23 protein-coding genes are annotated in these 24112 nt (G+C 42.8%); 9 read left to right on the forward strand and 14 right to left on the reverse strand.

Annotated elements, in window-relative coordinates:
* Positions 1-72 precede the first annotated feature (72 nt).
* The 3 genes from EO92_RS14730 (at position 73) to EO92_RS14735 (ending at position 2018) form a co-directional block, all read left to right on the forward strand.
* On the forward strand, positions 73-594 hold the full coding sequence (locus EO92_RS14730) for a YIP1 family protein (RefSeq protein ID WP_048142688.1): 522 nt from the start codon (positions 73-75) through the stop codon (positions 592-594).
* Positions 595-852: 258 nt separating this feature from the next.
* Positions 853-990, forward strand: coding sequence for a hypothetical protein (locus tag EO92_RS17950; protein ID WP_156165848.1), 138 nt, complete (start codon positions 853-855; stop codon positions 988-990).
* A 443-nt stretch (positions 991-1433) separates the two neighbouring features.
* A complete protein-coding gene (locus tag EO92_RS14735; RefSeq protein ID WP_235283359.1) occupies positions 1434-2018 on the forward strand; it encodes a DUF4013 domain-containing protein in 585 nt (194 codons plus the stop codon).
* Positions 2019-2181: 163 nt separating this feature from the next.
* On the opposite strand, the gene EO92_RS14740 is transcribed toward EO92_RS14735, so the two are convergent.
* Both EO92_RS14740 and EO92_RS14750 read right to left on the reverse strand, forming a co-directional pair.
* Positions 2182-3684 (reverse strand): nitrous oxide reductase family maturation protein NosD, encoded by a 1503-nt coding sequence (locus EO92_RS14740; protein WP_048172699.1) that lies wholly within the window; start codon positions 3682-3684, stop codon positions 2182-2184.
* Between the two features lie 456 nt (positions 3685-4140).
* Positions 4141-4617 (reverse strand): hypothetical protein, encoded by a 477-nt coding sequence (locus tag EO92_RS14750; protein ID WP_048172704.1) that lies wholly within the window; start codon positions 4615-4617, stop codon positions 4141-4143.
* A gap of 282 nt (positions 4618-4899) precedes the next feature.
* Between EO92_RS14750 and EO92_RS14755 the strand changes: the two genes are divergently transcribed.
* Complete coding sequence (locus EO92_RS14755) at positions 4900-5379, forward strand: hypothetical protein (protein WP_048172705.1); 480 nt, start codon at positions 4900-4902, stop codon at positions 5377-5379.
* A 204-nt stretch (positions 5380-5583) separates the two neighbouring features.
* Here the strand turns inward: EO92_RS14755 and EO92_RS14760 are convergent, their stop codons facing one another.
* Positions 5584-6417 (reverse strand): DUF3658 domain-containing protein, encoded by an 834-nt coding sequence (locus EO92_RS14760; RefSeq protein WP_048172706.1) that lies wholly within the window; start codon positions 6415-6417, stop codon positions 5584-5586.
* Positions 6418-6919: 502 nt separating this feature from the next.
* Here EO92_RS14760 and EO92_RS14765 point away from each other — a divergent pair.
* Together EO92_RS14765 and EO92_RS14770 are read left to right on the forward strand one after the other, a co-directional pair.
* A complete protein-coding gene (locus EO92_RS14765) occupies positions 6920-7348 on the forward strand; it encodes a MarR family winged helix-turn-helix transcriptional regulator (protein ID WP_048172708.1) in 429 nt (142 codons plus the stop codon).
* Positions 7345-8745, forward strand: coding sequence for an MATE family efflux transporter (locus EO92_RS14770; RefSeq protein WP_048172711.1), 1401 nt, complete (start codon positions 7345-7347; stop codon positions 8743-8745). The genes EO92_RS14765 and EO92_RS14770 overlap by 4 nt, the downstream gene beginning before the upstream one ends.
* Before the next feature lie 228 nt (positions 8746-8973).
* Here EO92_RS14770 and truD read toward each other — a convergent pair whose 3' ends face one another.
* From truD to nifS, 6 genes are all read right to left on the reverse strand, one after another.
* Positions 8974-10290 (reverse strand): tRNA pseudouridine(13) synthase TruD, encoded by a 1317-nt coding sequence (gene truD, locus EO92_RS14775; protein ID WP_048172714.1) that lies wholly within the window; start codon positions 10288-10290, stop codon positions 8974-8976.
* Between the two features lie 322 nt (positions 10291-10612).
* On the reverse strand, positions 10613-11854 hold the full coding sequence (locus tag EO92_RS14780) for a transglutaminase family protein (RefSeq protein WP_048172716.1): 1242 nt from the start codon (positions 11852-11854) through the stop codon (positions 10613-10615).
* A 124-nt stretch (positions 11855-11978) separates the two neighbouring features.
* Positions 11979-12326 (reverse strand): peptidyl-tRNA hydrolase Pth2, encoded by a 348-nt coding sequence (pth2, locus tag EO92_RS14785; RefSeq protein WP_048134777.1) that lies wholly within the window; start codon positions 12324-12326, stop codon positions 11979-11981.
* A 239-nt stretch (positions 12327-12565) separates the two neighbouring features.
* The gene (gene mptN, locus EO92_RS14790) at positions 12566-13588 is read right to left on the reverse strand and encodes a tetrahydromethanopterin:alpha-L-glutamate ligase (protein WP_048172719.1); all 1023 of its coding nucleotides are present in this window, start codon (positions 13586-13588) and stop codon (positions 12566-12568) included.
* An 84-nt stretch (positions 13589-13672) separates the two neighbouring features.
* Complete coding sequence (nifU, locus tag EO92_RS14795) at positions 13673-14062, reverse strand: Fe-S cluster assembly scaffold protein NifU (RefSeq protein WP_200895038.1); 390 nt, start codon at positions 14060-14062, stop codon at positions 13673-13675.
* Positions 14063-14216: 154 nt separating this feature from the next.
* Positions 14217-15401 (reverse strand): cysteine desulfurase NifS, encoded by a 1185-nt coding sequence (gene nifS / locus EO92_RS14800; protein WP_048172722.1) that lies wholly within the window; start codon positions 15399-15401, stop codon positions 14217-14219.
* Between the two features lie 269 nt (positions 15402-15670).
* Between nifS and EO92_RS14805 the strand changes: the two genes are divergently transcribed.
* Positions 15671-16186 carry a CidA/LrgA family protein gene (locus EO92_RS14805; protein ID WP_048172725.1) on the forward strand — a complete coding sequence of 172 codons (516 nt, stop codon included), beginning with the start codon at positions 15671-15673 and terminating at the stop codon, positions 16184-16186.
* Position 16187: 1 nt separating this feature from the next.
* Positions 16188-16904: an LrgB family protein gene (locus tag EO92_RS14810; protein ID WP_048172726.1), complete on the forward strand. Its 717-nt coding sequence runs from the start codon at positions 16188-16190 to the stop codon at positions 16902-16904.
* Positions 16905-17129: 225 nt separating this feature from the next.
* Here the strand turns inward: EO92_RS14810 and EO92_RS14815 are convergent, their stop codons facing one another.
* The 3 genes from EO92_RS14815 to EO92_RS14825 all read right to left on the reverse strand — a co-directional run bounded on the left by EO92_RS14815 (position 17130) and on the right by EO92_RS14825 (position 18656).
* Positions 17130-17549, reverse strand: coding sequence for an FxsA family protein (locus EO92_RS14815; protein WP_235283360.1), 420 nt, complete (start codon positions 17547-17549; stop codon positions 17130-17132).
* 216 nt (positions 17550-17765) lie between these two features.
* Positions 17766-18041 carry an acylphosphatase gene (locus tag EO92_RS14820; RefSeq protein WP_048172732.1) on the reverse strand — a complete coding sequence of 92 codons (276 nt, stop codon included), beginning with the start codon at positions 18039-18041 and terminating at the stop codon, positions 17766-17768.
* A gap of 135 nt (positions 18042-18176) precedes the next feature.
* The gene (locus EO92_RS14825; protein WP_235283361.1) at positions 18177-18656 is read right to left on the reverse strand and encodes a hypothetical protein; all 480 of its coding nucleotides are present in this window, start codon (positions 18654-18656) and stop codon (positions 18177-18179) included.
* 827 nt (positions 18657-19483) lie between these two features.
* Between EO92_RS14825 and EO92_RS14830 the strand changes: the two genes are divergently transcribed.
* On the forward strand, positions 19484-20833 hold the full coding sequence (locus tag EO92_RS14830; protein WP_200896792.1) for a right-handed parallel beta-helix repeat-containing protein: 1350 nt from the start codon (positions 19484-19486) through the stop codon (positions 20831-20833).
* Positions 20834-21419: 586 nt separating this feature from the next.
* Here EO92_RS14830 and EO92_RS14835 read toward each other — a convergent pair.
* Together EO92_RS14835 and EO92_RS14840 are read right to left on the reverse strand one after the other, a co-directional pair.
* The gene (locus tag EO92_RS14835; protein ID WP_048134769.1) at positions 21420-21707 is read right to left on the reverse strand and encodes a MarR family transcriptional regulator; all 288 of its coding nucleotides are present in this window, start codon (positions 21705-21707) and stop codon (positions 21420-21422) included.
* 388 nt (positions 21708-22095) lie between these two features.
* Positions 22096-24075, reverse strand: a complete 1980-nt coding sequence (locus EO92_RS14840) for an amylo-alpha-1,6-glucosidase (RefSeq protein ID WP_048172734.1) — start codon at positions 24073-24075, stop codon at positions 22096-22098.
* Positions 24076-24112: the final 37 nt, after the last annotated feature.

Raw genomic sequence — 24112 nt, forward strand, 5'->3', positions numbered from 1 at the left:
TTCTAAAATTTTCGAGCTACTGAATCCTTTATAAGATATTTTACTCTTTATTTGCCGGAGTTGGTCTTCCAGATGAGTTACATAGATACATGGAAAGAGGTCGTTTTCAGTCCTGACCGATTTTTCCGAGAGATGCCAAAAAAAGGAGGTTATGCAGATCCTGTTGTTTTTACAGCCATGAATACGTTGGTTGCAGGTTTGCTCACATCCACAGTCGGCAGGATCTTTGATCCTCACCTGGATGTAATATGGGAAGCAGGCAACGTTTCATTTTTGTCCGGCCTTCTCTTGCTAGTAATTGGTGTTATTTTATTGAACTTTATCTATGGAGCAATACTCCATATTTTATTCAGACTTGTTGGAGGCACTGGCAGCTATCAGGGGACTTACCGACTTGTTGCCTATGCCGAGGCTCCGGGAATATTTGATTCCGTACCTATTTTTCATTCCATCATTTACACACCCTATCTGCAAACCATTGGGGGAAAGCATGTCCATAACATTAGCACAAAAAGGGCTGCAGTAGCTGTGCTCCTTCCTATTCTGTTGTTCTTAATAGGGATATTTATGCTTATAGGGCTTGAAAATCCCTGATTCTATGACCCAATGCAGTTAATCCGTAAATGTATATTCCAAAACCCTTCTTTTTAAGTCTGGTCCTGAATATTCTCATTATCCAGTTTCTTCATTTTTCTTATTTTAATCTGCCTTATTTGCGTTTTTCCTTCCGGACAGAAACTATTAAATATTTTCAACACTTATGCGCCATACTTGCAGCAATATATAATAGAGTTGAAGCTGCATAAACATTACGAAGAGGTTGCATAAGCAGTCTCGCTGAAGGTTTGTTATATGGCAATGGCTAAGAAAGATATGGAACAGATCTCTAACTCCAGAGCTCGCAAAGAATTGGAAAATTTGCAGAAAAAAGCTTCTTCCGGCGATAAGGAAGCAAAGAAAATGCTCGAAAAAGATAAAAAGAAAAAATAACCGGGGCAAGTTTTATCTCTCAATAAATTTATGCAAAGATCCGGAGGGGTTAGAAAAAACCCATATCTGAAAGCTTTCCATTTCAAAAATCAAATTCAGACTGTTTACACGCATGCATTAAGCTAATCCCAAAACTCAAAATGACGTCTCCAAGTCCCTTATTTCAAACATTTAATCGAGTTTTTGCTCATAGAAAACAGTCCTAAAAACGTTAATGATTTGGGAACAAAGCTGATTTTGGGATTAGCTCATTTACGAACGGGCTTTTACAGTAAGTATATCCATTTTTCTTGATTTTCGTTTACTTATACTTCCTGATTGTTACTTCTCGGCTTTACTTTTCCAGGGACGTCATCTTTGTAAATTAATATATGTGACTTCATATATCTCTCCGATTTTATTTTTACAAAGTTTTATATACTTAAAAAATAGGACTATATCTGGTGATAATTATAGAAACCATAAGTTTTTCTGAAGCTGTGAAATATCCGTTCAAAGTGCCGCAAAGGCTTCTTTACATACTCTTATTATTTATTCCCATAATAGGGTGGCTTGCACTTTTCGGCTATGTTGTAAGGCTCGTTAATGAATTTATTGAGGGCAGGTATGAGGGACTTATTAAACTCGATTTTATGGAAGACCTGAAACTCGGGTTTATGGTTTTCCTGAAGTCTCTTCCTTTCTACATTGCATATACAGTTGTACTGTTTGCTGCAATGTATGTTAATGAAACCCTGGGGAACATTGTCAACCTGCTGTTAGGGTTCTTTGTGATCCCTATGCTTGCCGTTAATTTCTTCAGGAAACAGACAGTTGAGTCTTTCTTTGAGTTTGACATCCTGAACGTCGTCAGGGACAACCTTGGGGAATATATCATTACCGTACTGAAACAGTATGCTCTTTTTATTATATTTGCAGTCCTTTCAATTGTACTTGTGGGCATACCTGCAATGTTCTTCACAAATTCGATATTTGTTGCAAACCTGTATGGAAGGTTAGTGGAAAGGAAAGCAGGCTATGGTCTGTAAAAACGTTAGAATGATGTTATATCCGTTTACGGCCGGATTTTTCTGGCCGGAATATTTTTTTTCGTTTCTGGATTCACGGAGTAGTATCTCCGGGTAAACTGTTAAGGTTCGGTCGGACTCCGGAAACTTCCCTTTTCGCGAAATGGTCAGCATTTCTACAAAATCAATTCGCCGGAATTTGGGGAGCTAATAAAAAATACCTTATTCTGTCGATCACTGCCGTTACCCTGACGGGGAAAGGTACTTCCAGGGTTGTTTTTTCCTCGAAATGGTTATCATAAATGCTGTTTTCCGAACCATTTGCCACGATGGCTTCACTATTACCATTCAGGTAATTCCCGCTTACCGTATTGTTGTTGCTGGAGTCCTCGAGGAACCTGCAGTACTTGAAATCCTCGGTCACTATCCTTGTGTTCACTGTTTTATTATTCGAGGGGTCAAGGTAGATGCCGTAAAGGCTGTTTGAGCTTACGGTGTTGTTATTGAGCGTGTTGAAGGTGGAAGACTTGAGATAGATCCCGTGCCCGTTGTTCGAGTTTGCAGTGTTTGCTTCCAGGGTGTTGCCGGAGGTTTCGTTCAGGTAGATCCCGTTTTTGCTGTTAAGGTTTGCAGTGTTTCCTGTCAGGGAATTGTTTTCGCTGTAATAATACAGCATGATCCCGTTCTCGTTCCTTGAAGCGGTATTGTTTATAAGCTCGTTGTTCCAGGAAAAATGGTTGAGATGGATGCCGTATTTCCTGTTCAGGTCTGCCCTGTTGCTTTCCAGGCTGTTATTTGGGGAGGAGTCCAGGCAGATCCCGGTTTCATTGTTCGAGCTTGCGTTGTTGTTTATCAGCGTGATATTTTCGGCGCCCCGGATATAGAAGCCGTTTTCATTGTCCATGGCGACGTTGTTGCTAAAAATATTATTACTGCTGTAATACTCCAGCAGGAAACCGGTCCCACTGCTCAAAATCCTGTTTTCGTTAAATGTGTTGTTTGCGCCTCCGAACATAAAGACTCCGCCCTTATTGTCCGATGCGGTGTTGCCCTTCAGCACGTTATTGTCGGATGCAGCCAGAAAGATGGCAATATAGTTCTCCGAGGCGGTATTATTGCTCAGGGTGTTGTTGTCGGCTTCTTCCAGGAAAATACCCAGGATGTTGTTGGATATTTTATTGTTGGTGAGGGTGCAGGCATAAACCCCGTCATCTGCTTCACTGTTCACTCCTCCGTTCACTCCTCCGTTCACTTCTCCATCTACTTCTCCGTCCACTTCTCCATCTTCCTCTCTATTCACCCCATTATCCACATCTTCCTCCGGATCCCTGAATATTTCGGGTCTTCCGTCAAGGTATATCCCACAGGGTTCACGGCTTTTTCCGGTACTGTTTGCTCCTGTCACATTAAAGCCGCTAATTGTAACGTTACTAGCCGTTACACAGAATACATGATCGCCCGGATCGGCTGCCTGGACAATTGTATCCTCCGGGTTTCCGGACTTTGAGATAATGGTTAGTTCTTTGTCCACATCCACATTTTCCGTATACGTTCCGCTGAAAACGAGAATGGTGTCCCCGGATTTAGAATGGTTTACAGCTTCCTGTATGGAGATATAGTCTGCTCCTCCGTTTTCATCCACAGTGATGCCCGTAGCTGCTGCAGCGGTACCTGCGGGTATTATCATTAAAAAGAATATCAGTAAAACGAATTCCAGTGAAAGGCAGTTTTTTATTTTCAGTTACCCAAACCCCTTTTTCACATTTAGCTTTTATTTCTATACAATATCTAACAGTTTGTTTAATTTCCTTTAATATGCCTGAAAACGAGTTTGAAGGCTGATATGCTTAGAGCGCCTACGGCCACTATCAGCAGGACAAAAAACACTCCGCCCACGAATTGGCTAAAGAGCATAAAAGAAGAAACGTGCCCCGGAAAAAAGAACTCTTTTATGTAATACAAAATTGTAACAAGTATCAACATTACTAAAGAGGCCATTGCTAAAGCCCGGGCGGATATTTTTTGTAACATTTTTGCCTTTCTCCTTCGTGGAATCAGGATCAAGCCTGGTCAAAATTGTCTTCATCCCTTAAGGAAAGCTAAGCTGTTCTCTTTATTCCTCTGTAGCTGCCTGCGCACGATCTCAATTTGTTGTTGACTCGTTAGCATCATTTGTTGTTGGTTCGTTTACTTCACCAGCTGGTGGTTCCGGGAAATCATCGGAACTGTTGTTTTGCTGTTCCGAGAGATTCTGTCTAGCAAGGTAATCTTCGATCATCTGTCTTTTTAATTCTTCAGGATAGTTTTCCGGAAGGTGCTCTATATCCTCAAGACTTTCGATCCGGACGGGCTCAAGCTTCTGGTCCTCTTCGAGCATTTTCCTTACAGTCTCGTTCTGCTCGGCAAGGGCACGAAGTTCATCAGTGCTGAGCCGGTTTAATTCATCACCTTCAGCAAACCAGGGGTCGCCTTCATTAAACCAGGGCGCATACGCAGGTTTTTCTTCTGTCTCTTCTTCCTCTTCCCCCTTATCTGCTGCTTTTTGTGTGCCCTCAGTAGGTGCAAAGAAAACGGCCGCCAGCAATACTGCTATAACCAGCGCAGATATTCCAAATTTCATATTAGTTTCCCATATTCCTTACTGCAATTCATTTCCCGTTTTTCTTTTTCTCGTTTGAATACTTTTGTTCAAATCCATTACTTTTTAAATAGAAGATTTATTTGTCTTTTTCTCCCCAGACTATCAAACAAAGAGTAAAGTTGGAATTTTATCTTACTAATTTATTTAATAATAATCGAATATTTGATTTTTTACAGAAAAGTTATATGATATAATATTTCTTTGTTATTTTGTAATGTAATTGATTTCTTATATTCTACATTGATCCGTGGAGAGTATTTCATGAATAAAACATGGGTGGCAGTAATCGTATTTTTTGTGTGTGCCATCGGAATTCTCGGAACATTTTACGAAAGCCAGGTTGAGGCAGCCGCTGATGTGGTTCTTTCTGGCAATGTGAGTTATACCGATGCAGAATTGCAGGAGATGTACGAAGAATACAATATTACGGAAAATGACCTCAAATTTGCCAGGGGAGAACTTCCAAATTATCTGGCAGGCACCGTTTTTCATGGAAACTTAAGCGTCCTGGTCACCGAGACAGGCGAGCCTCCGGAGGGTTCGGCAGAGGGTGTGGATTATGATATTGTAATGAGCGAGCCGGAAATGTCAAAAATAATGGAGGAGGCAAGGGCAGCCTATATTGACAAATATGGGGTAGACCCGGCAAATCCCAAACTTGACGAGGTCGATGGCTACCTTATCCCTATACAGGAAGCAAGAAAACTTGTGCTCCTTGATATGGTAAGGGAAATGGAATAAAAATGATTCTTAATTCGAAATAATCTGACTAAAATTAGAGTATTGAGGTTTTTGAATTCTGAATAAATCCGGATCCGGTGATCAAATGAAGGTTGGGAAAGGGAGCCGGGTGGACACAGGTCCCGGCAAAGAAAGTGCACGGCCCCGATTTTGTGAGTGCGGTTGAAAAAGTTAAAAAGTTTGGGCAACGCTTGAGCAGGTTTCTTAATGCGAGCTGCCCTGGATTTTCCTGACTTTCAGGAACCTCATAGCACGGCGCTCTCCTTCCGTCTCGACAAGCCCGGCTTTTGCCTGTTCGAGCAAGCGGGAATAGAGGAACATATCCCCTGCCAGATGGTATTCCTCCGAGAGTTTACCAAGCATTTCCCCGACAACTCTTGCCGCACTGGTCCAGGTTTCAGGCACACTTTCCAAGATTTTTTCGTCAAAAATATCGGGGGATTCGGAATACAGCTGCCCTCTCCAGAGAGTCCGAAGCGGCATATTATCTTTTTTTAGTTCTTCCCACCTGCCCAGGTAATAGGCGAGTTCTTCTTCCGTTAAGCGCCTTGCCTTATTTTTTCCGGATAGGAGCCACTCAGGCTGTAATTCCCCAAGGGAAATCGGGACTATACGCTCGGTTATCCCGTTTTCATGAACAACGTCAAGACCCTCGGTGAGGTCAACAACAAGGAGTTCGGAAGGATTTTTTTCCCGGGAGAGCAGTTCCAGGAATCCCGTATATTCAATAACGGACCTGCGGGTAAACCAGACGATCTTATCGGCTTTTGTTTCCGAAACCTGTCCCCAGAACGCTCCCACTTCTCCCCAGAGTTCTTCGTTTTCTTCCGGAATTCTGTAGGCCACTTCGTCTTCCATTTCTACAAAAAGGGATTCAAAATATTTTTTCCTCTTTTCCAGGTCATATGGGGAGATCGGGCCGAGGCTCAGGTCATCCGGAAGAGTATGGACAGTTTCCTCGGGATTGCCACGGAGAGCAAATTTCAAGGAGCCCCCCGCCGATTCGGTGAAGATTATATGAACTGTTTTGTTTGTCATTTTCAAGCACCATGTTTTTGAGAGAATTTTTTAAGTGAGGTGGTGAATAAACAGGATTTTTTTAATGGATAATGGGCTTACTTACATAAAAACAGGCAGTAGTGAAAAAAGAGATTTCACCTCCATTTTTTAAATATGCTGGATTAGGAAGGTGTTTCCGGAATGCATAGGCGGGTTTTATAATTATACTTCATGCGTCTTCGGTTAAGTGAGAAATCATGATAAGTTGCATCCATTTCTACAAAAGTTTTCAAAAAAAATATCCGTTTATAAGATGAAGCAAGGTATCGATTTGAGGTTAATTGGACAAAATTTGAGGCTTACTTCTGGTACAAAATCGATAGCCTTCAGGCAAGAAAATTCCTTAACCGACGACCAATGAATTATACTTGCCAAACGAAAACCTCAAATATTAGTTAGACTAACTAACTAGTTAGTCTGGCTAACTAAATAATTAGTTTGGATAACTAAATCCCACTAATCTCGTTAATGGAGAGCAAAAATGGCAATCTCTCAGTTTTTTGAAAAAATTGACCGATATTATCAAAAAAATTTAAAAGAATATGAATTCTCCGAAGAATACAGTGATATCAGCTTCAATACCTTCCTCTACCTCCGGAAAATAAATTCCCTGGGAAATCCCACAATATCCGAACTGGCAAAGGCCATGGAGGTCAGTAAACCTTCTGCAAGTAACATGATTTCTAAAATGGCGGAAAAAGGCCTGGTTGAAACAGGGGCTTCTCCGAAAGACGGAAGAGTTTGCCTTCTAAGGCTTACCGATAAAGGGAAAAAGGTAGTTGAGATTGAAAACGGGGCTGACATGAAGTTTTTCGAAAAATTCCGGGAAATCTTGGATGATGAAGAACTTGAGGTTCTGGAGAAGATTTTTGAGAAAATCGCCGCCGGTCTGGAAGAGGAAAATGCATGACCGATGAGCAGGAAATGAGGTCTGCAAGCATAGGGAAGCTTTTCCTGAAATTCGTTTTCCCGGCAACCATCGGGTTGATTGTTGCTGGAATCCAGGGGGTAATTGACGGTTTATTTATCGGAAACGCAGTGGACAGCCAGGGGCTTGCAGCGGTAACCCTTGCATTTCCCGCACTTATAGCCATAATTGCAATAGGGCACATGATCGGAATCGGGACCTCAAGCCTTGTGGCCCTGGACCTTGGCAGGGGAGATCAAAAGCGGGCTCATCGACTTGTGCATAATGCTTTTCCCCTGCTCCTGCTTGCGGGAATAGGGCTTACCGTCTTCGGGCTGGCCTTCTCTGACTCTTATCTCCACCTGCTGGGAGTTTCCGGTCCTGTCTTTACCATGGCAAATGCTTACCTCCGGGTCCTTTTTGCAGGATCGGTATTCCTGCTCCTGGCAATTACCCTTGACCCGCTGGTCCGAAACGATGGGAAACCCGGTTTTTCCATGATATGCCTGGTTGCGGGCGTTGGCGTAAACCTCGGGCTTGACTACCTCTTCATCATGCGCATGGGAATGGGAATTCCGGGAGCTGCCATTGCCACGGTAATCGCTTTTTCCCTTTCCGGAATCCTGCTGTCTCTCTACCTTTTCAGCAAGTGGGCCGGACTGAGGCTAAAACCCCGGGCCTTTCGCCTGGAGCCTGGAGTTATTCTCGAGATCATAAAGGCAGGCCTTCCGTCCTTTGCAATGCAGTTTTCAACCTTCGCCCTAATCTTTGCAAACAATTTCATGCTGCTAAGGCACGGTTCGACACTTGCGGTTTCAGGATATTGTATCATAGGTTATGTCTTCTCGATCTTCTCCCTGATCTTTGAAGGAATCGCAGTAGGTGCCCAGCCCATAATCGGTTTCAATTACGGAGCCCGCTGTTACTCTCGGGTTGCAAGTACCCTGAAGCTGGCTGCTATTTCCTGCCTCGGGACCGGAGCAGCCGGGTTCCTCTTCCTTTCAATATTTCCTGAACAGGTTATCCGTATCTTCAACCATGACAGCCCCGAACTCCTGGCAACTACCCTCAACGGCATGGAGATTTTCATTTTTGCCCTCCTTGCCCAGGGGATGGTTATGCTTGGTTCCGTGTATTTCCAATCCATAAACAGGATCAAGTCCTCCCTTTTCATCCAGCTCAGAAAAGTATTTCTCTTCCTCCTCCCCCTGCTCTGGATTTTACCCCCTTTAATGGGCATTGATGGGGTCTGGCTCGCAACTCCGGCTGCGGAATTCCTGATGCTCCTGGTCGTACTGGGCTTGCTCTGGAAGGAGTTTGGTTTTCTCAAGAGTAGAATACCTGTAAGTGAGGAAGGCCACTCCCTTGCTTCTGAGATTGTATTAACTCCCAACGACTAAAGAAGGCTTCCATGCCCCCTGCGAACACTGTCGTCAGAACTCCCTGTATGCGGAATTCAAGGACCCGGACGTCAAGGGGGCAAAAGCCTCTCGATTGCGTCGAGTGTGGGTGGGTACGTTTTGGGAAACAGGCGGCTGCCATAGCTAAAAAGAGTAGAGGACTGCCTTACTTAGCAGTCCGGTTTTCATGCGGACTGAATTTTCTGCAGCCCGGCTTGTTTTGAGTTCTCAGCTCATCTGCAGAGGGTCTACTTTCATATATTCCCGCAGCACGGTTGTTGCATAACTTCCTTTTGGCAGCATGAATTCAAGCACTGCCTTTGATTTTCCGGGATTCAGCTCATCTTCCGAGACCTCGTACTTCGGTTCAACCTGCAGGAGGACTTCCCTGCGGGTTCCTTTCGAGCTCATTTCCGGGAACTCTTCTATATTAAAGCCTTCGAGAGAGACTTCAAATTCTTTAAGGACTTCGCTTTCGATTTCTCCCGGGATCCCGGATGCAAATGCAGTCTTAAAGCCCGGAAGTGGGGCTGTGATGAAAGCACGGCCGAGCTTTATCAGGCGGTTCATGGCGTTTACGGTTTCGGAGGTGACTATTTCAGTCTTTGAGGAATCCGGAAGGCCGGCTTCGTTCCTGAAGCAGACGAGATCTCCGTCTACTGCCTGGTTTAAGGGGATGCCACGTTCAATCCGGCGGCAGATGATGATGTTATAAATATAGGACTGGTAGCCGTGTACAAACATCCTGTAGAGGTTCTGGGGGAGCACGCGGAAAGCTCCGGAATAGTCTTCCGGGTTTGCTATAAGGTGGTTCATCATTGCCCGTTCGTGGCCCAGCCGGAGGGGATAGGTTTTCAGGCCCTCTTTATAATCGCGGGTCTCTTTGACAAACTGGCGGGCCTTTTTTGTCTCCTCAGGTTCATCAGGGAAGGGGTCAGCAATATAGCGGAGGGCTGCTTTTTCAAAGTTTCCTTCAACAATGTCTTTTCCTACCAGATGAGTCACAGGGCGAACAGAGCCGAAACGCTGGACCCCGAAGAAGTTGGGAACGCCGCCCTGCGCAAGAATTTCATCAGTTGTCTTTTTGAGCAGAGAACCAGTCTCTTCGGGAGAACTCTCAATATTTCGGATTGTAATTATGAAATCATTTCCCCACAGGTCTCCAAGTTCCACGGACTTCCGGGAGCGGCCCAGCACTTTTAATTCTATGTCTTTTAAGTGGATTTTTTCAATTTCGGATGCATCGGTATCAAATATGCTGATCTTCTGGGTGGTGAGTGCCCTTTTGTCCTTTGTGCCTGCAACGCTGATTCTTTTCTGGCTTACCTGCAGGATTTTTGCGAGGGTCCTGGTCATGTGATGTGTATCCCAGTCCCGTTTTGTAAGTTCTAGGATGAGGTATTTTCCTTCCTTTCCTTCCTCCCGGTTTGTGATCTCTTTTACAATGAAATCCTCTATTTCCTGGCGGATCTGCCCTCCAAGACCTTCGGTATCAGTAAAGTAAAGATTCATTCCTATCTGTTTTTCAATTTCCGGAACTTCCATAAGTTGCAAACACTCCTTTAATAAATTGGGTAATATTTCCTGGTAAAAATTTACGGCTTGATTTACGGGATAAAATTTAATGGGTATAATTTACGGGATAAAATTTAATGGGTATAATTTACTGGGTATAATTTACGGGATAACATTTGATGGGTATAATTTACTGGGTATAATTTACGGGATAAAATTTAATGGGTATAATTTACGGCTGGATTACTGACTAAGAATTAAAAGGATAAGATCTGCTGATTAATGGTGCAGATCAACAGCTTCCAGGGAAGTGTTTTCTTCCCGTGTGCTGCCCGAGGTTAATAGGTGGAACTTATTTAATTGCTCTGGTGCTGATGTCAATCACTTTTACTTCGCTTGTGTTTACGAAGGTCCAGCTCCTGTACGTTTCGTTTTCTCCGATTGCCTGAACCTTTGCCTGAGCTGTTTTTCCTGGAAGTCCGCCTGCATAAAGGCTGGAAGTAGGGTCGAGCATGAGCCAGGAACCGTATTCATCGGTCAGGTAGTTTACGTCAACATTTCCGTAATAAGCCCTTATTCCTTTAACTGCGGCGTCAGTTGAATGGGTTCCGTTGCCTATATAGACACCTGCGAAGGCATGGGTGTCTGTCAGATAGACTCGAGTCGTACCCCCCACAGCTTCGAGCATGGATGAGAGGAGAATTGCCTGATCTTCACAGTCTCCTGCTCCGATCCTCAGAGTAACGTTGGCTGGCTCCCATATGTCGTTACCCCTCGGGTCACTTACATATTCGACTTCCTCTTTTACCATATCAAAAAGGGCACAGACCTGATAGATATTATAAGCTCCGGGATATGAGCGGGCTACTTCGGCTGCTCTGTTCCTTACATCAGGCTCGGCTGGTTCCACCAATCGGTTTATTTTATTAAAGTAATAAGCAGGATTGTATCTGTATTTAGGAGTAATTTTTTCAGACATCGGCTTTAGATCCGTAGTGAACCCGTTCATTAAATAGGGCTCGTATTCATGCCATTTGCCTTCCGATGTCGAGGCAAGCAGCCAGAGGACGATGCTGATGCTGGCTTTTTCTTCTTCGGGCACCTGAACTGCGATTATTCCGAGACTCTGCTCTTCTCCCGGGATAAGTAAAGCTCCACAGTCTTCGGAAAAGATCTTGTTTTCGGAGGCGTTAACAGAAACTCCGTACCTATCAATAAAGATTGGGTTTCGGCCTTCGTTTTTGATACTTATTTTAAAATAACTTATTCCTCCCTGGAAAAAATCTGAGGTCTGATAACTGCTGCTCAGAGAGAAGCCAGGCTGCAGTGGAGTTCTCAGGACAGGAGTAAGTTCGTTTTTCGTAGTGGAATACGAAGGTATTGCCGGAAAAGTAAAAGAAGCCGTATCAGGTGTGAATACCTTTTCAGAGCTTTCAGGCCCCACACCCAGTCCAAGACAATCTCTTAACTCATGCGTAAAATTACCAATTGAGTCCGAAATGAAAAATCCAGCCATTGTAACCAGTACAAGGCATATACATAAGACAGCAATTTTCAAGGCTGCGTTTTTTCCTGAAACCCCTGGGTTATTCATTAATACCCTCCGGAATAGAATAACAGGCAGAACTTTCTTCTGTCAGTGAAAACATCTCTTCAGGTATCCTCGGATCACTTTTTTAAAACGGGTCTCTAATCCCTTTATCCGGGCACTCTGGTAATTAAACAAGTTTAAGATCCCGAGTAATCTTATCTATAAGCTCTTCTTTTGCCGGTCCGATTCCGAGCACTGTGACTGTCCCGGAAGGAATTTCCGTAAGTCCTGCGTCCTGTATCAGGGCGGTTGGAAGCCCTTCCCGTCTTGCTTTTTCCTTAAGCTCATAAAGGTCCTTAAGGGTGGGAACTTTCAGGACAACTTTTTTTTGTCCTCCTTCTCTCCATTTTTCAAGGTCGCTTTTGCTTGCCCATTCAGCCGCAGAAAGAGCAGCATGAGCCACCTGTACAGCAAACTTACCTTTGGAAAGTTTCAGGTCATCCCGGGTTACTATACACTGTTTGTATTCACTCATTTTTTGCCTCGGGCTTATTCAAAGGCAGCCTATATCTTAAATGTTTTCTGTGCAGTCTTTCCGGATCGAGTTTGAGATGTTCTCTCAGGCTTTCTCACAACCTTCTTCAGACTACTTCAGTTCTACAGGCTACTTTACTGTCTTCATAGATCTATAGTTTCCAGGTTTGATAAAACCTCTATTAATGATCTTCCTAAAAATATTATATTATAATGTATTCAATACCATTTATAGTTAGTTCATATAATATTTTGAAGGTATTCCAAAATATATTCGGCAGTATTTATCCCCCATGCATCAAAAATACCTTTTCCTGAAGGCGTCCCATTGACCTCAAGTATCCGGGAACCCTGTTTATTTCCATTGCCTCTATCTTCAATTTTATTATTTTCATTTTTAGATTCATTTTTAGATTTATTTTTAGATTCATTTTTACTTTCATTTTGATCTTCAGGGCCTTCTATAATATCAATACCTGCAAATGTCGTGCCTACTGCAAGGGCAGCTTTTTCTGCAATTTCTTTTTGTTCATCGGTAAGTACACATCTGTCTGCACTTCCTCCCTGACTGAGGTTGTTTACCCAGGAACCTACTGCGGCTTTTCGGTAAATTGCGCCTATGGCAGTGCCTCCTACAACAAAAGCCCTTATGTCCCTCCCGGGGTTTTCTATAAACTCCTGGATATACAGCATCCCCCTTTCTTCAAGCAGGCTTTCAAGAGCCTCTTCCACATGTACAGGCCCGGTTTTTCTGTCTGAAAACCTGATTTCTCCTTCCTTTACCCTTGCAATATCCTTTCCCTTATAACCAAAAACAGGTTTTATGACAGCATCTCCAAACCCGGATGCTACCCTTAAGGCTGCTTCCACACTCTGGACGGCTATGGTTTCAGGTACCGGAAGACCGGCTCTTGCCAGAAGATAAGAAGCATGGTACTTGTTTGCCGCATTCCGGATAGCTTCCGGAGAGTTTATAACCGGAACTCCTTCTGCCTCCAGCTCCCTCAGGATATCAAACCTGAAAGATACTCCTTCAAAAGCCCCTGCCCCCACATCTCTGACAATGAGGGCATCAAGGTCTGAGAGCAGGATTTCCCCTGCTTTAAAAAGAGCTGCTGGCTCGTGAGTTTTTGAACTTACACTGACCTCTGCTGTCCTTAGGTCGAGAACAAAAGGAGAAAAGCCTTTTTCCTTCGCTGCATTGATGAGGGCCCGGGCTGTCCAGTCTTCCGGGTCGGTAATTGCGATCCCTATTTTTTTCATAGGGTATGATCTGGTACCCTTATTATCAAGTTTACGATAAAGATATTCGGGAGGCTTACAGGGGTTTCAGCGAGGTGATTGATCTCAGGCCTGCTCTGCAAGAGGCTCAAATCCCTGCTTTTTACGATATTCATTGATTGCCCTGTGAATGGCTTCCCTGGACACTACCGAGCACTCCAGTTTTCCCGGGGGCAGCCCCTCAAGTGCTTCAGCCACGGCTTCGTTTGTGAGCCCCCAGGCTTCTTCGAGGGTTTTGCCTTTTATCAGCTCTGTTGCCATACTGCTTGATGCGATTGCTGCTGCACAGCCAAATGTCTTGAATTTTACATCCTCAATCCTGTTGTCCCGGATTTTCAGGAAAATTTTCATCTGGTCCCCATGAGGGTTTCCGGCTTCTCCGACGCCGTCAGCATTCTCTATTTCCCCCACGTTTCTCGGATTCATAAAATGGTCCATCACCTTTTTATTATACACAAAATCCCCTCACTTTTCCCTCACTTCTTAGATTGCTATTTTTCTCTCAGGCTTATCAGCTTTCATCCGCTTACATCAGCTTCCATCAGCATACATCGGCTCAAATCAGCTTCCTTCAGCTTCCATCAGCTCTTGTCCCCACTTTTATCCACTTTTATCCACTCTTCGCAGGTTTGTAGAATGGAGATATAGCCCTCAATTTTCCAACGACCTCAGGCAGCACCTCGAGTACATAATCAATATCTTCTTCTGAGTTCGCATCCCCAAGGGTCAGGCGCAGAGAACCCTGGGCGATTTTCGGTGGCACTCCTATTGCCCTGAGCACATGTGAAGGTTCGGAAGAACCCGAAGAACAGGCGCTGCCTGTTGAACAGCAGATCCCCATCTGGTCAAGCATGAGCAGCAGGGACTCCCCTTCTATATACTCAAAACTGAAGTTCAGGTTCCCAGGAAGGCGTTTTTCCGGATGCCCGTTGAGCCTGCAGTGGGGAATTTCAAGGATTCCGGCCATGAGCCGGTCTCTCATTTTCCTGAGCTTTTCGTTATGTTCCTCGATGTTTGCAGTTGCAAGTTCGACTGCCTTTCCCATGCCTGCAATCCCTGCGACATTCTCTGTCCCTGCGCGTTTTCCTCTCTCCTGCGCGCCCCCGTGCATGTAATTATCAATTTCTGTCCCTTCTCTTATGTAAAGGGCTCCGACCCCCTTTGGCCCATAAAATTTATGCGAGGAAAGGGAGAGCATGTCCACATCCTTATGTTCCCGCTGCAGATCAAGGGGGACCTTCCCTATTACCTGTACGGCATCGGTATGAAAAGGAATCCCGTGTTCTATGGCAACTTTTCCTATCTCTAAAATGGGTTCGGTTGTCCCTATTTCGTTATTTGCATACATGACCGAAATCAGGACTGTATCTTTTCTTATTGCGGCTTCCACCTCCGCAGGGTCTACAAGCCCATACCGGTCTACAGGCAGATAGGTTACATCAAAGCCCTGCGTTTCCAGATACTCACAGGGGTAAAGCACTGCATGGTGTTCAATTGGCGTGGTGATAATGTGCTTTCCTTTATTTCGCCTGGCAAAAGCAGTTCCTTTGACAGCCCAGTTGTCAGACTCGGTCCCGCCTGAAGTAAAATATATTTCTTCAGGCCTGGCCCCTAGCGCCTTTGCAAGCTTTTCCCTGGCGGTTTCCACGGCTTCCCTGCCTTCTCTCCCTATTGAGTACAGGGAAGAAGGATTCCCAAAATGTTCTTTCAAAAAAGGCAGCATAGTTTCAACCACTTCCGGTTTTGTGAAAGTGGTGGCTGCATGATCCATGTATACTAAGCGCTTCTCTCCCATCAGAACCCCCAGGGAAAATAGGAGTTTGCTCGATATGAATTTATTGTGCGCCCTTTGAAAACTTTCAGTTTGTATCATGAAGGTGCGAAAGTATCGGAAATGTGAAAGTATCTGAAGGAACGTACATGGGGGAAAGTATCTGAAAATAAAAAATATCAGGTTGTACCGACGACCTGGATTACACTGCAAATAATTTTCCAATCACTACGAAGGTATTTATAATTCGATTTCTTTAGTCCGGTTCCAGTTAACAGGAGGCAAAAAAGGTTTTGCTAAAACAATTTTCTATTATTCTTGGCATATATTTTCTGGGCGAGCTGCTTCAGAAAGCATTCGTGTTGCCTGTTCCGGGCAATATCCTGGGTATGTTAATCCTTTTCTTCGGCCTGTATACAGGTGTAATTAAGCTCGAAATGATAGACCGGATAAGTGATTTTCTGCTCGATAACCTGGCTTTTTTCTTCCTTCCCGCAGGTGTCAGCCTTATAACCTGCTTTGCTGTGCTTGAAGGAAAATTGACCGCCGTCATCGGGGTTTCCATTATCTCAACAGTGATAATTCTGGGTGTAACCGGGATGACAGTAGAGTTTGTCAAAAAGTTCCTCCAGAGAAGGTCGATGAAGATGGCTTTTTCCGGAAAAGGGAAAGTTACGGTCGGGAAAAATCCTCAAAAAGCACAGGCATCTGAAAAAATACAGGCATCCGAAAGAATACAGGCATCCGAAAGAATACAGGCATCCGAAAGAATACAGGCACGCGAAAGAAAAACGAAAGAGGTGAGCTGAAGTGCAGGTTGGTTTTTTGAATGAGTTTCTCAATACACCCTTATTTGGAATTCTTATTTCTTTAGTTGCTTTTCAGATAGGTACTCTGCTCTATAAGAAGACCCGTTCTTCGGTCTTCAACCCTCTTCTTGTAGGCTTTGTGCTTGTGATTCTTTTCCTCCTTTATTTCAGGATAGATTTTGAGACTTATAATGTGGGCGGAGACTACATTTCCTTCTTCCTCGGGCCTGCAACCGTTGTCCTTGCCGTGCCCCTGTACAAAAAAATCCAGCTCCTGAAAAGCGATGCCCTCCCTATAATTACAGGAATTAGTGCAGGCTGCATTGCGGGTATGTCAAGCATTCTTATATTCTCCAGCTTTTTCGGGCTTGATAAAGCCATAACCAATTCTCTTGTCCCGAAATCCGTGACTACACCCATAGGAATAGAGATTTCAAAACAGATAGGAGGCCTGCCTGCAATAACAGTGGCTGCAATTATAGTAACAGGAATCCTGGGGGCTGTGCTTGGGCCATTCATCTGCCGCTGCTTCCGTATAAAGGACAGGGTCGCAGTCGGCATTGCAATCGGCACAGCTGCTCACGCTCTCGGGACAACAAGAGCAATAGAAATAGGGGAAACCGAAGGAGCAATGAGCGGGCTTGCAATAGGGATTGCCGGTTTGATTACGGTTTTTCTTGCGCCGGCGCTGCTTTACGTGTTCGGGCTTCTATCCTGAGAAGCTTAATTCCCAAAAAATAATGAAACTAAAAAAGGTGTGAAACAGAATATAAGTGAAAAAGAGTGTTTTTCAGATAGTATTTCAGATACTATTTCAGATAGTATTTCAGATAGTATTTCAGATACTATTTCAGATACTATTTCAGATACTATTTCAGATTCCACTTAATTCTGTTTTGTCTACATCCTTGAAGATTTAGTCTATCGCTTCTGTGGTTGCGGGTTACCTGAAATCCGTATACATCCGCATCTGGAAGTTGCCCTGCTGTATCTTTTTCCTGATGATCCCTTTTGCTATCCCCACATAGATTTCTCGAAGCTGAGGAATTAGCATGGAAAATCCTATAGCATCAGTCAGAAAGCCGGGAGTCAGGAGGGCAAAACCTCCGATCAATACAAAGAGCCCGTGCAGGAGTTCATTTCCTGGCATATAGCCCTGTCCTGTTGCTTCCTGGATCTGGCGGAGCACCCGAAAGCCCTGGCTTTTTGTCAGGTAAGCTCCAAGGGTCGCAGTAATCAAAATAATAAGTATGGTATTTAGAGTTCCGATTATGCCCCCTATCGTGATCAGGAGATAAATCTCAACAATGGGAATAATCAGAAATAGGGAAAAGAGTTTCAGAAACATGGTGGTCAGTTTCAAAGATTATTGGATATTTATAAAGCGTTTATTAATTTTCATCAGTACTGAATAATTTATTTTAAATTTTAAGTAATAAGAAGAGTATAGTTCTCATATATTGTTTTTTTGGAGCTTCATCTATCAGGACTTTCCGGAACCAGGTTCACAATGGAATACTCTTTTTTCAGGAACAGAGCAAAAATTACAGAGCAAAAATTACAGGCTATAAAGATGATCTCAAAGATCGTACACATTTCCCAGGGCTTCTTTAAAAGTAACATCAACGTCTTCTACGTGAGCATAATTAGGCCCTTTCCGAAGCTCGTTTATCAGAAGTTCGAGGGCTTCTTGCCTGCCTTCAGCGAGAACAAAAACACTACCATCCCTGAGGTTTATAGGGTTACAGTCCACCCCAAAGCGCTCGGCAGCATTTCTTGCAAACCTTCGAAAACCCACGCCCTGTACCCTTCCGGATATGAATATTTCCGCTCGCACAGTTTCTCCAGAGGTCACAAGTGGCTATTTTGAATAAGAACGATATATATTTATGGTTAGGTCGATTGGTGAAATTAGACGGAAAACTCAGAAACTTCCAGGAAAGGAAGCACGAAAATCTCAATATTCAGAATTAATATCATGAAGTACTGGTTATCCTGAAATATACGACCTCAATTTCCTTACTATTTCTGTCCCACGTTTACGTAATTTTTTGATATCGTCCTGGTATACAACAGCTGCTGGTACTAACAGTAACGGGACAGTTGCTGCAGCTTTAACTCCTTCTGAAACAGGCAGCGCAGCTAAAAAGCTCGCTCCGGTAACACCATAAATGGGAACTATAGGAAACAGCATAGCCAGACCAAACGCTCTTCTGAAATGTATACCTAATTTTGCAGCCAGAAAACCATTCGACCCTATGACCAGACCAATGCCGATACTGGGCCCTATAGTCCGAAACGGATTATATGATGGTCCGATATAGAGTCCAAAATCGATGCCAGAAAAGGAAAAAAGGCCATTTAATTGATTCCTTTCCTCATTTGAGTTCCCTCCAAGGCCTGATACAACTATACCTATGTCCAGTTGCAGAGACCCTCTTCCTACTTCCCTTCCACCCATTATAGCCATTATATTATAAATTTCCCGGATCAATAATATAATTTACCTATCTTCCGGTTTCACCAAAAAACTCTGTTAAATAGGGATAATATCTCCTTCTTCTATTGCAAAACCAAAAAAAACGAAAATTCCGATTATATCGAAAATTCCTATTAATACGACTCAGTCTATATGTGAGCTTTAAAAGTTATTTTAAGGTACAGGAACTCATCAGGGATGAAGATTTTAGCGTCCAAAAAAGTGCAGCCAAACCCCTTAACTTTGCAGTTCCGCATAATCCCTGAAATCAAAAAGTATGGAATGACTTGATTCAGCTAAACAGTAGTGAATTCTATTTTTACTATTTTGTATACAGTTCATGGGGTTATGCCTTTTCTTCGAATTTATAGAACTTCCGCCACACTGTCTTTAAATATTTTTGAATGACCAGTAGATCCTAATTTATTAAGTTTTGATCCTCATTTTTCACTTATAGCTTATGGAGAAACTTCGTCTTTCTTGCTCTTTGTTTATACAAAAAGTTATTCAGTCGTTAAAATATAGAAAATATTATATGATACAAGGGTTTCTATTGAAACTCTTATGTATAATTATTCTTAAATATATTTCTAATGATTAATTATGTGTTTATTTATTCATCTTTGAGTAAGTATTTCCTTTCAAGACATTTCCAAGACTGAGGTTTGTAATAGAAAGTAGGGGATAAAATGAACGAAAAATATCTTAGGTACGTACTGCAAAACAGGAAAAAAATAGGATTTTCCATTTTAAGTCTAATTTTCGTGATTTCACTGGGGATATTCATTCTTCATAACATATAGTCCAATTCTTCATACATACCATCAGATAAGACGGTTTATGTAGCGGGGGATGGAAGTGAAAACTTCACCTGTGATGGGAGTGATGATCAGGTAGAGATAAATCAAGCTCTTGAATATGTTGCAGAAAATCCGTTGTTCACAACCGTTCATTTGAAAGGTCCAAATACATACGTTATTTCAGATAGTATTTTCATTGGAAATAATACGACCCTGGAAGGAGATCCTACAGCCGTAATTAAGCTTAAAGACAAAGCGGAATGGCCAGTAGGTAAGCCCCTGATAACGCAGATGAACAATACCGGAATCCATGGAGTCGCTATAAAAGGATTTGAAATTGACGGAAATCATGACAATAATCAAGACAAAAAGAAAGGACTCGGATATTACAATATGGTCCACTTCCTCAATTCCAGGGACATTCAAGTTCATGACATGTACATGCATGACGGGCATGGAGAAGGGTTGAAAGCAAATCGTGGTTATAATATTCAGTTTTACAATAACAACGTGTATAAATTGGGGCATAATGGACTTTTTGCTATCGATTGCCTGAATGTAGAGGCCTGGAACAATAAAATAACCTGCAGGACTGACAGCGGTCTTAGAGTATTGAACTCAAACCACGTAAAATTCCATGATAATGTAATCGACTCCTTTTACCACTGGAGTGCAGGCGGCCCTGGAATTCTGATTGAGAAAACAACAGGTGTAGTCAATAATGTGGAGGTCTATAACAATACTATCCATAATACTTATGGACCCGCGATCTGGTTGATAGGCTGGTCAGAGCTTTATACCAGGGAAGATGCACAGAATGTCCACATTTATCGCAATATCTTTTATAATACTGGTACAAACCCGGGTATTGACTGGGTTGGAGGCATAGTAACAAGTGGATTTTATGATACCCTCATTGAAAACAATATCTTTGACGGTGTATATCATTCTGCAGTTATTCACATGTATCCTACAGGTACTCACATATATCCTACATATGAAGGCCATCCCAATCTTTCACCTAAAGGAACAGGATATACAACAATTGTCCGCAATAATATTATCGTAAATACCCAGAAGCGCACAAAAAATCCTGATGGGACAGGATATGCAGCAATCAATTATCTCTCTGAAACACATACTTTTGTGCTGGAAAATAACTGTCTGTACAATAACTCTGCAGATAACTACCTGAACTGCACATCAACCACTGACATCTATGTAGATCCGCTCTTTGTAAACCGGAATAAACATGATTACCACCTGAAACCAAACTCTCCTTGCATTGGTGCAGGACATACTTCAGTAACTTCTTCAAAAGAGTTGGGAGAAAATGGCAGCCAGATCAACATAGGAAAGTATAGTTAACCGTTTAGAACTTACGCAATAGAACAGAGAAAAATAACATGAAACTTAACTGTTCAGGTAGCCTTATTAAGGCTACACAATTTGTCCTCTTTCCGAGGAAAAATTGGATATAAGACTCACTTTATACAGTATTTTTTGGACATTTATTATTTTATTCTGCTATTATTTTATTCTGCTATCGATTTTCAATCTTAACGTGAATTTCCTGGATTTTTATGCAGGAGTTAAAACGGCTAGATAATGGTTTAAAGACAAAAAACGGTAGCATTCAGTTATCATCAAGTTTCAATTTGATTCTCTTTTATTTGGAGATATTTTAAACAAGTTATCAGAGAAAATATTAATTTTCGAAAAAATACTACGAAAAGTAGGTTACTTATCAGAAACTCGATTAATCACTCAAAATACCAGATTCAAAGCTCAGATTCAAAGCTCAAATTTTAAGCTATAAAATCAGCTCGTAACGTAAAAAAGAAAAAATAGATATCCTGAACCTACAATACGTAAGTCCGATATCTATGTAAAGCCTGGAAAGAAAGATTAATAAGTCTGTCTAATCTCGAATTTAAACTTCCCGTGCTTCTTATTAATCAGACTTAATCATCTGGTTGATTTTGTTGTAAAAATCTACTATTAAATTTGCGGCCTCGCTTTCCATGTTCAGCTGGAAAGTGCGGATTTGCTTTCCGAGGGGTTTTTCCAGGATAACGCCTGACTCGACCAAAGGTGTGATGACCCTTGATACGCTGGAGTGAGACAATCCGGTTGCTTCGGCTATACCTGAAAGGTAGGTTGGTTCATTCTGGTTTTCGATCAGGTTTTTAAGTACTGTCATCTGTGCGGTTTTCCCGAAAATTTTTTCTAGTGGATCCATTGATATCATCTCAGAGGTGGCTGTTCTCTATAAGTGATTTCAGTCCCAATAACTATCTACGGTTAATAAACTTATCTCTTTATTGAATAGATTAGAGATATATAGCCGCATGAATCATCAAATTCGGTCTATTTTTGACTTCTTAAGGTAATATGAGATTTTTCCCATCAATTACGCCGGCTATCTTAGCTAAAAAGCTTATCGCTTCGTATCATCCCTGGGTGTTATTCTTTTGTTTACGATTTTTCAGTGAATAATCGGCATCAGATTCCATATTCACGATCTGGCTGAGGGGATAAGCCTATTTTGCAGGCATCCCACCATATCCCTTCCAGATCATATAGATAATATTATTCCTTTATTAAAGGCTGCACACACAATTCCTTTTTCAAGGCTTGATCCCAAGCACATCTTCTACGTATGCCCTGAAAATTTCTGCAACGCTCCAGGCCTGGGCAATAGCCCCACCTGGAGAGTGAGGATAGTCCCCATCAAACACTTCAGAAATGGTGCAGATACCTGCGGTTTCAAGGTGCGTATCAAAGCCCTCAAGAAGAGCCCGCATGGTCTCAAGGCTGCTTTTCGAAGAATTATGGACTTTCAGGTAAGCTTTCACATAGGCCCCGAGGAGCCAGGGCCAGACTGTCCCGTTGTGGTAGGCCGTATCTCTGGTAAGGGCGTCTCCACGGTACTGTCCTATATATAATGGGTGATCACTCGATAGACTTTTGAGCCCGAATGGAGTCAAAAGATCTTTTTCAACTCTGTCTACAATCGCTTTTTCTTTTTCAGGAGAAAGCATAGTATAAGGGAGCGAGACAGCAAAGATTTGATTAGGGCGGATTGCAGGGTCTTTAACCTGGTTTCCGGCCTCATCCTGATATACGAGGTCAAAGAGACAGTTAGTTTCCGGGTTCCAGAAAACATTTTCAAAATTCGAAGCTATCCCGGCTGCAAGAGTTTCATATAAGGAAATATCTTCGCCGAGAAGAGTACCCATGTAAGAAGCAGTTTTCAGGGCGTTATACCAGAGAGCATTTATCTCACAGGCTTTACCTGCTCTTGGGGTCACCGCCCATTCCCCTACTTTAGCATCCATCCAGGTTAGCTGAGGTCCCTGCCGAATAAGACAATCAGAATCCAGGCCAATTCCAAAATCTGTGCCTTCGCAATAATTGTCTATAATATCACCTACAGTATCCCAGATATCCGAGAGGAAAAGGAAATCTTTCGTATATGCGAAATAGCGGTCCAGAGCATGAATAAACCAGAGAGAAGCGTCCACTGTATTGTAAACCGGATCTCCTCCGAAAGCCGGAAAAGTATTGGGGATCAAGCCTCTCCGACAATACCGGGCAAAATTTTTGAGAGCGGACTTTGCCTCATCAAACCGATAAGAAATTAAAAACAGGCCAGGCAGAGAAATCATGGCATCTCTTCCCCAGTCAGAGTACCAGTGATATCCTGCAATAACCGTGTTTTCACCTGTAAAGTGATTTTTCACTACAAAAGGGTCAGTTGCCTTGAGAAGTTTGAGAGCAAATGGCTCAGTAAGCTTCGAATCGAGAACAAGAAGGTTCTGCCGATTTGCTTCCCTTGTATAGAGTTTATCAACTTTCTCGAGAGTAAGAGAAGAAATATCTCCTGTTGAAGCAGCAATAAAAAAGCGGGAAGTCCCCGGTTCGAGTGTGCTTTCAAAATAACCCGGATTAAAGATATCCTCCTGAAAGTTAAGTCCCCGGTTCTTCTCAGCATCATACTCCAGGTTATAGTACCACTTTGGTTCAGCATGGTACTGGAGATTGGATGAAAGCGAAAAAGTAAAACCATTGGAACTTGCCAGTTCTACTCCCGCAGGACCAGCTCTCTGAAAGAAGGAAAGGTATCCTGAGCGAGCAGTAAGATTAAAGTCTCTTGAGCTTACCAGAGGGTAAATTCTTAGCAAAGCTCCCTCTTTTTCGGATGTAATATCATAGAGAACGAAGGTTGTGTTATTATTATGGACCATGAAGACTTTTTTCTTTAAGACAAAATCACCGGGCTGGTAAACCCAGAGGGGAAATGGGTTACGAGTGAATTCGGAAAGGTAATTGAAGCCCGCAGGACAAATATTGTCCGGATATTTATGGGTAGCAAACCGGTAGACTTCTTCATCGATTGAGATTTCCTCATCAAGGGAAGAAAGCACCAAAAGCCTCCCCGGAGAATTCTCCGGAGCTGCTATAAGCAGTCCGTGGTAAGTCCTGGTCCCTGCCCCGATGACTGTAGAAGAAGCATATCCTCCAAGCCCGTTGCCTATAATCCATTCTCTTTTTATTCCCTCTTCATACGTTGAAAGAAAATCTGCTCCAAGCCTGCCCCCACTCATGTATATTTAATTAGGGTTGAATTCTTAAATAGCTGCA

It is taken from the genome of Methanosarcina sp. 2.H.A.1B.4 (genome assembly GCF_000979385.1).
In the GTDB taxonomy this organism is placed as follows: Archaea; Halobacteriota; Methanosarcinia; order Methanosarcinales; family Methanosarcinaceae; genus Methanosarcina.

Coding starts and splice junctions, on each gene's coding strand:
- EO92_RS14730 (WP_048142688.1), top strand. CDS start 73: ATGAGTTACATAGATACATGGAAAGAGGTCGTTTTCAGTCCTGACCGA.
- EO92_RS17950 (WP_156165848.1), top strand. CDS start 853: ATGGCAATGGCTAAGAAAGATATGGAACAGATCTCTAACTCCAGAGCT.
- EO92_RS14740 (WP_048172699.1), bottom strand. CDS start 3,684: ATGATAATACCCGCAGGTACCGCTGCAGCAGCTACGGGCATCACTGTG.
- EO92_RS14750 (WP_048172704.1), bottom strand. CDS start 4,617: ATGAAATTTGGAATATCTGCGCTGGTTATAGCAGTATTGCTGGCGGCC.
- EO92_RS14755 (WP_048172705.1), top strand. CDS start 4,900: ATGAATAAAACATGGGTGGCAGTAATCGTATTTTTTGTGTGTGCCATC.
- EO92_RS14760 (WP_048172706.1), bottom strand. CDS start 6,417: ATGACAAACAAAACAGTTCATATAATCTTCACCGAATCGGCGGGGGGC.
- EO92_RS14765 (WP_048172708.1), top strand. CDS start 6,920: ATGGCAATCTCTCAGTTTTTTGAAAAAATTGACCGATATTATCAAAAA.
- EO92_RS14770 (WP_048172711.1), top strand. CDS start 7,345: ATGACCGATGAGCAGGAAATGAGGTCTGCAAGCATAGGGAAGCTTTTC.
- truD (WP_048172714.1), bottom strand. CDS start 10,290: ATGGAAGTTCCGGAAATTGAAAAACAGATAGGAATGAATCTTTACTTT.
- EO92_RS14780 (WP_048172716.1), bottom strand. CDS start 11,854: ATGAATAACCCAGGGGTTTCAGGAAAAAACGCAGCCTTGAAAATTGCT.
- pth2 (WP_048134777.1), bottom strand. CDS start 12,326: ATGAGTGAATACAAACAGTGTATAGTAACCCGGGATGACCTGAAACTT.
- mptN (WP_048172719.1), bottom strand. CDS start 13,588: ATGAAAAAAATAGGGATCGCAATTACCGACCCGGAAGACTGGACAGCC.
- nifS (WP_048172722.1), bottom strand. CDS start 15,401: ATGGGAGAGAAGCGCTTAGTATACATGGATCATGCAGCCACCACTTTC.
- EO92_RS14825 (WP_235283361.1), bottom strand. CDS start 18,656: ATGGCTATAATGGGTGGAAGGGAAGTAGGAAGAGGGTCTCTGCAACTG.
- EO92_RS14835 (WP_048134769.1), bottom strand. CDS start 21,707: ATGGATCCACTAGAAAAAATTTTCGGGAAAACCGCACAGATGACAGTA.
- EO92_RS14840 (WP_048172734.1), bottom strand. CDS start 24,075: ATGAGTGGGGGCAGGCTTGGAGCAGATTTTCTTTCAACGTATGAAGAG.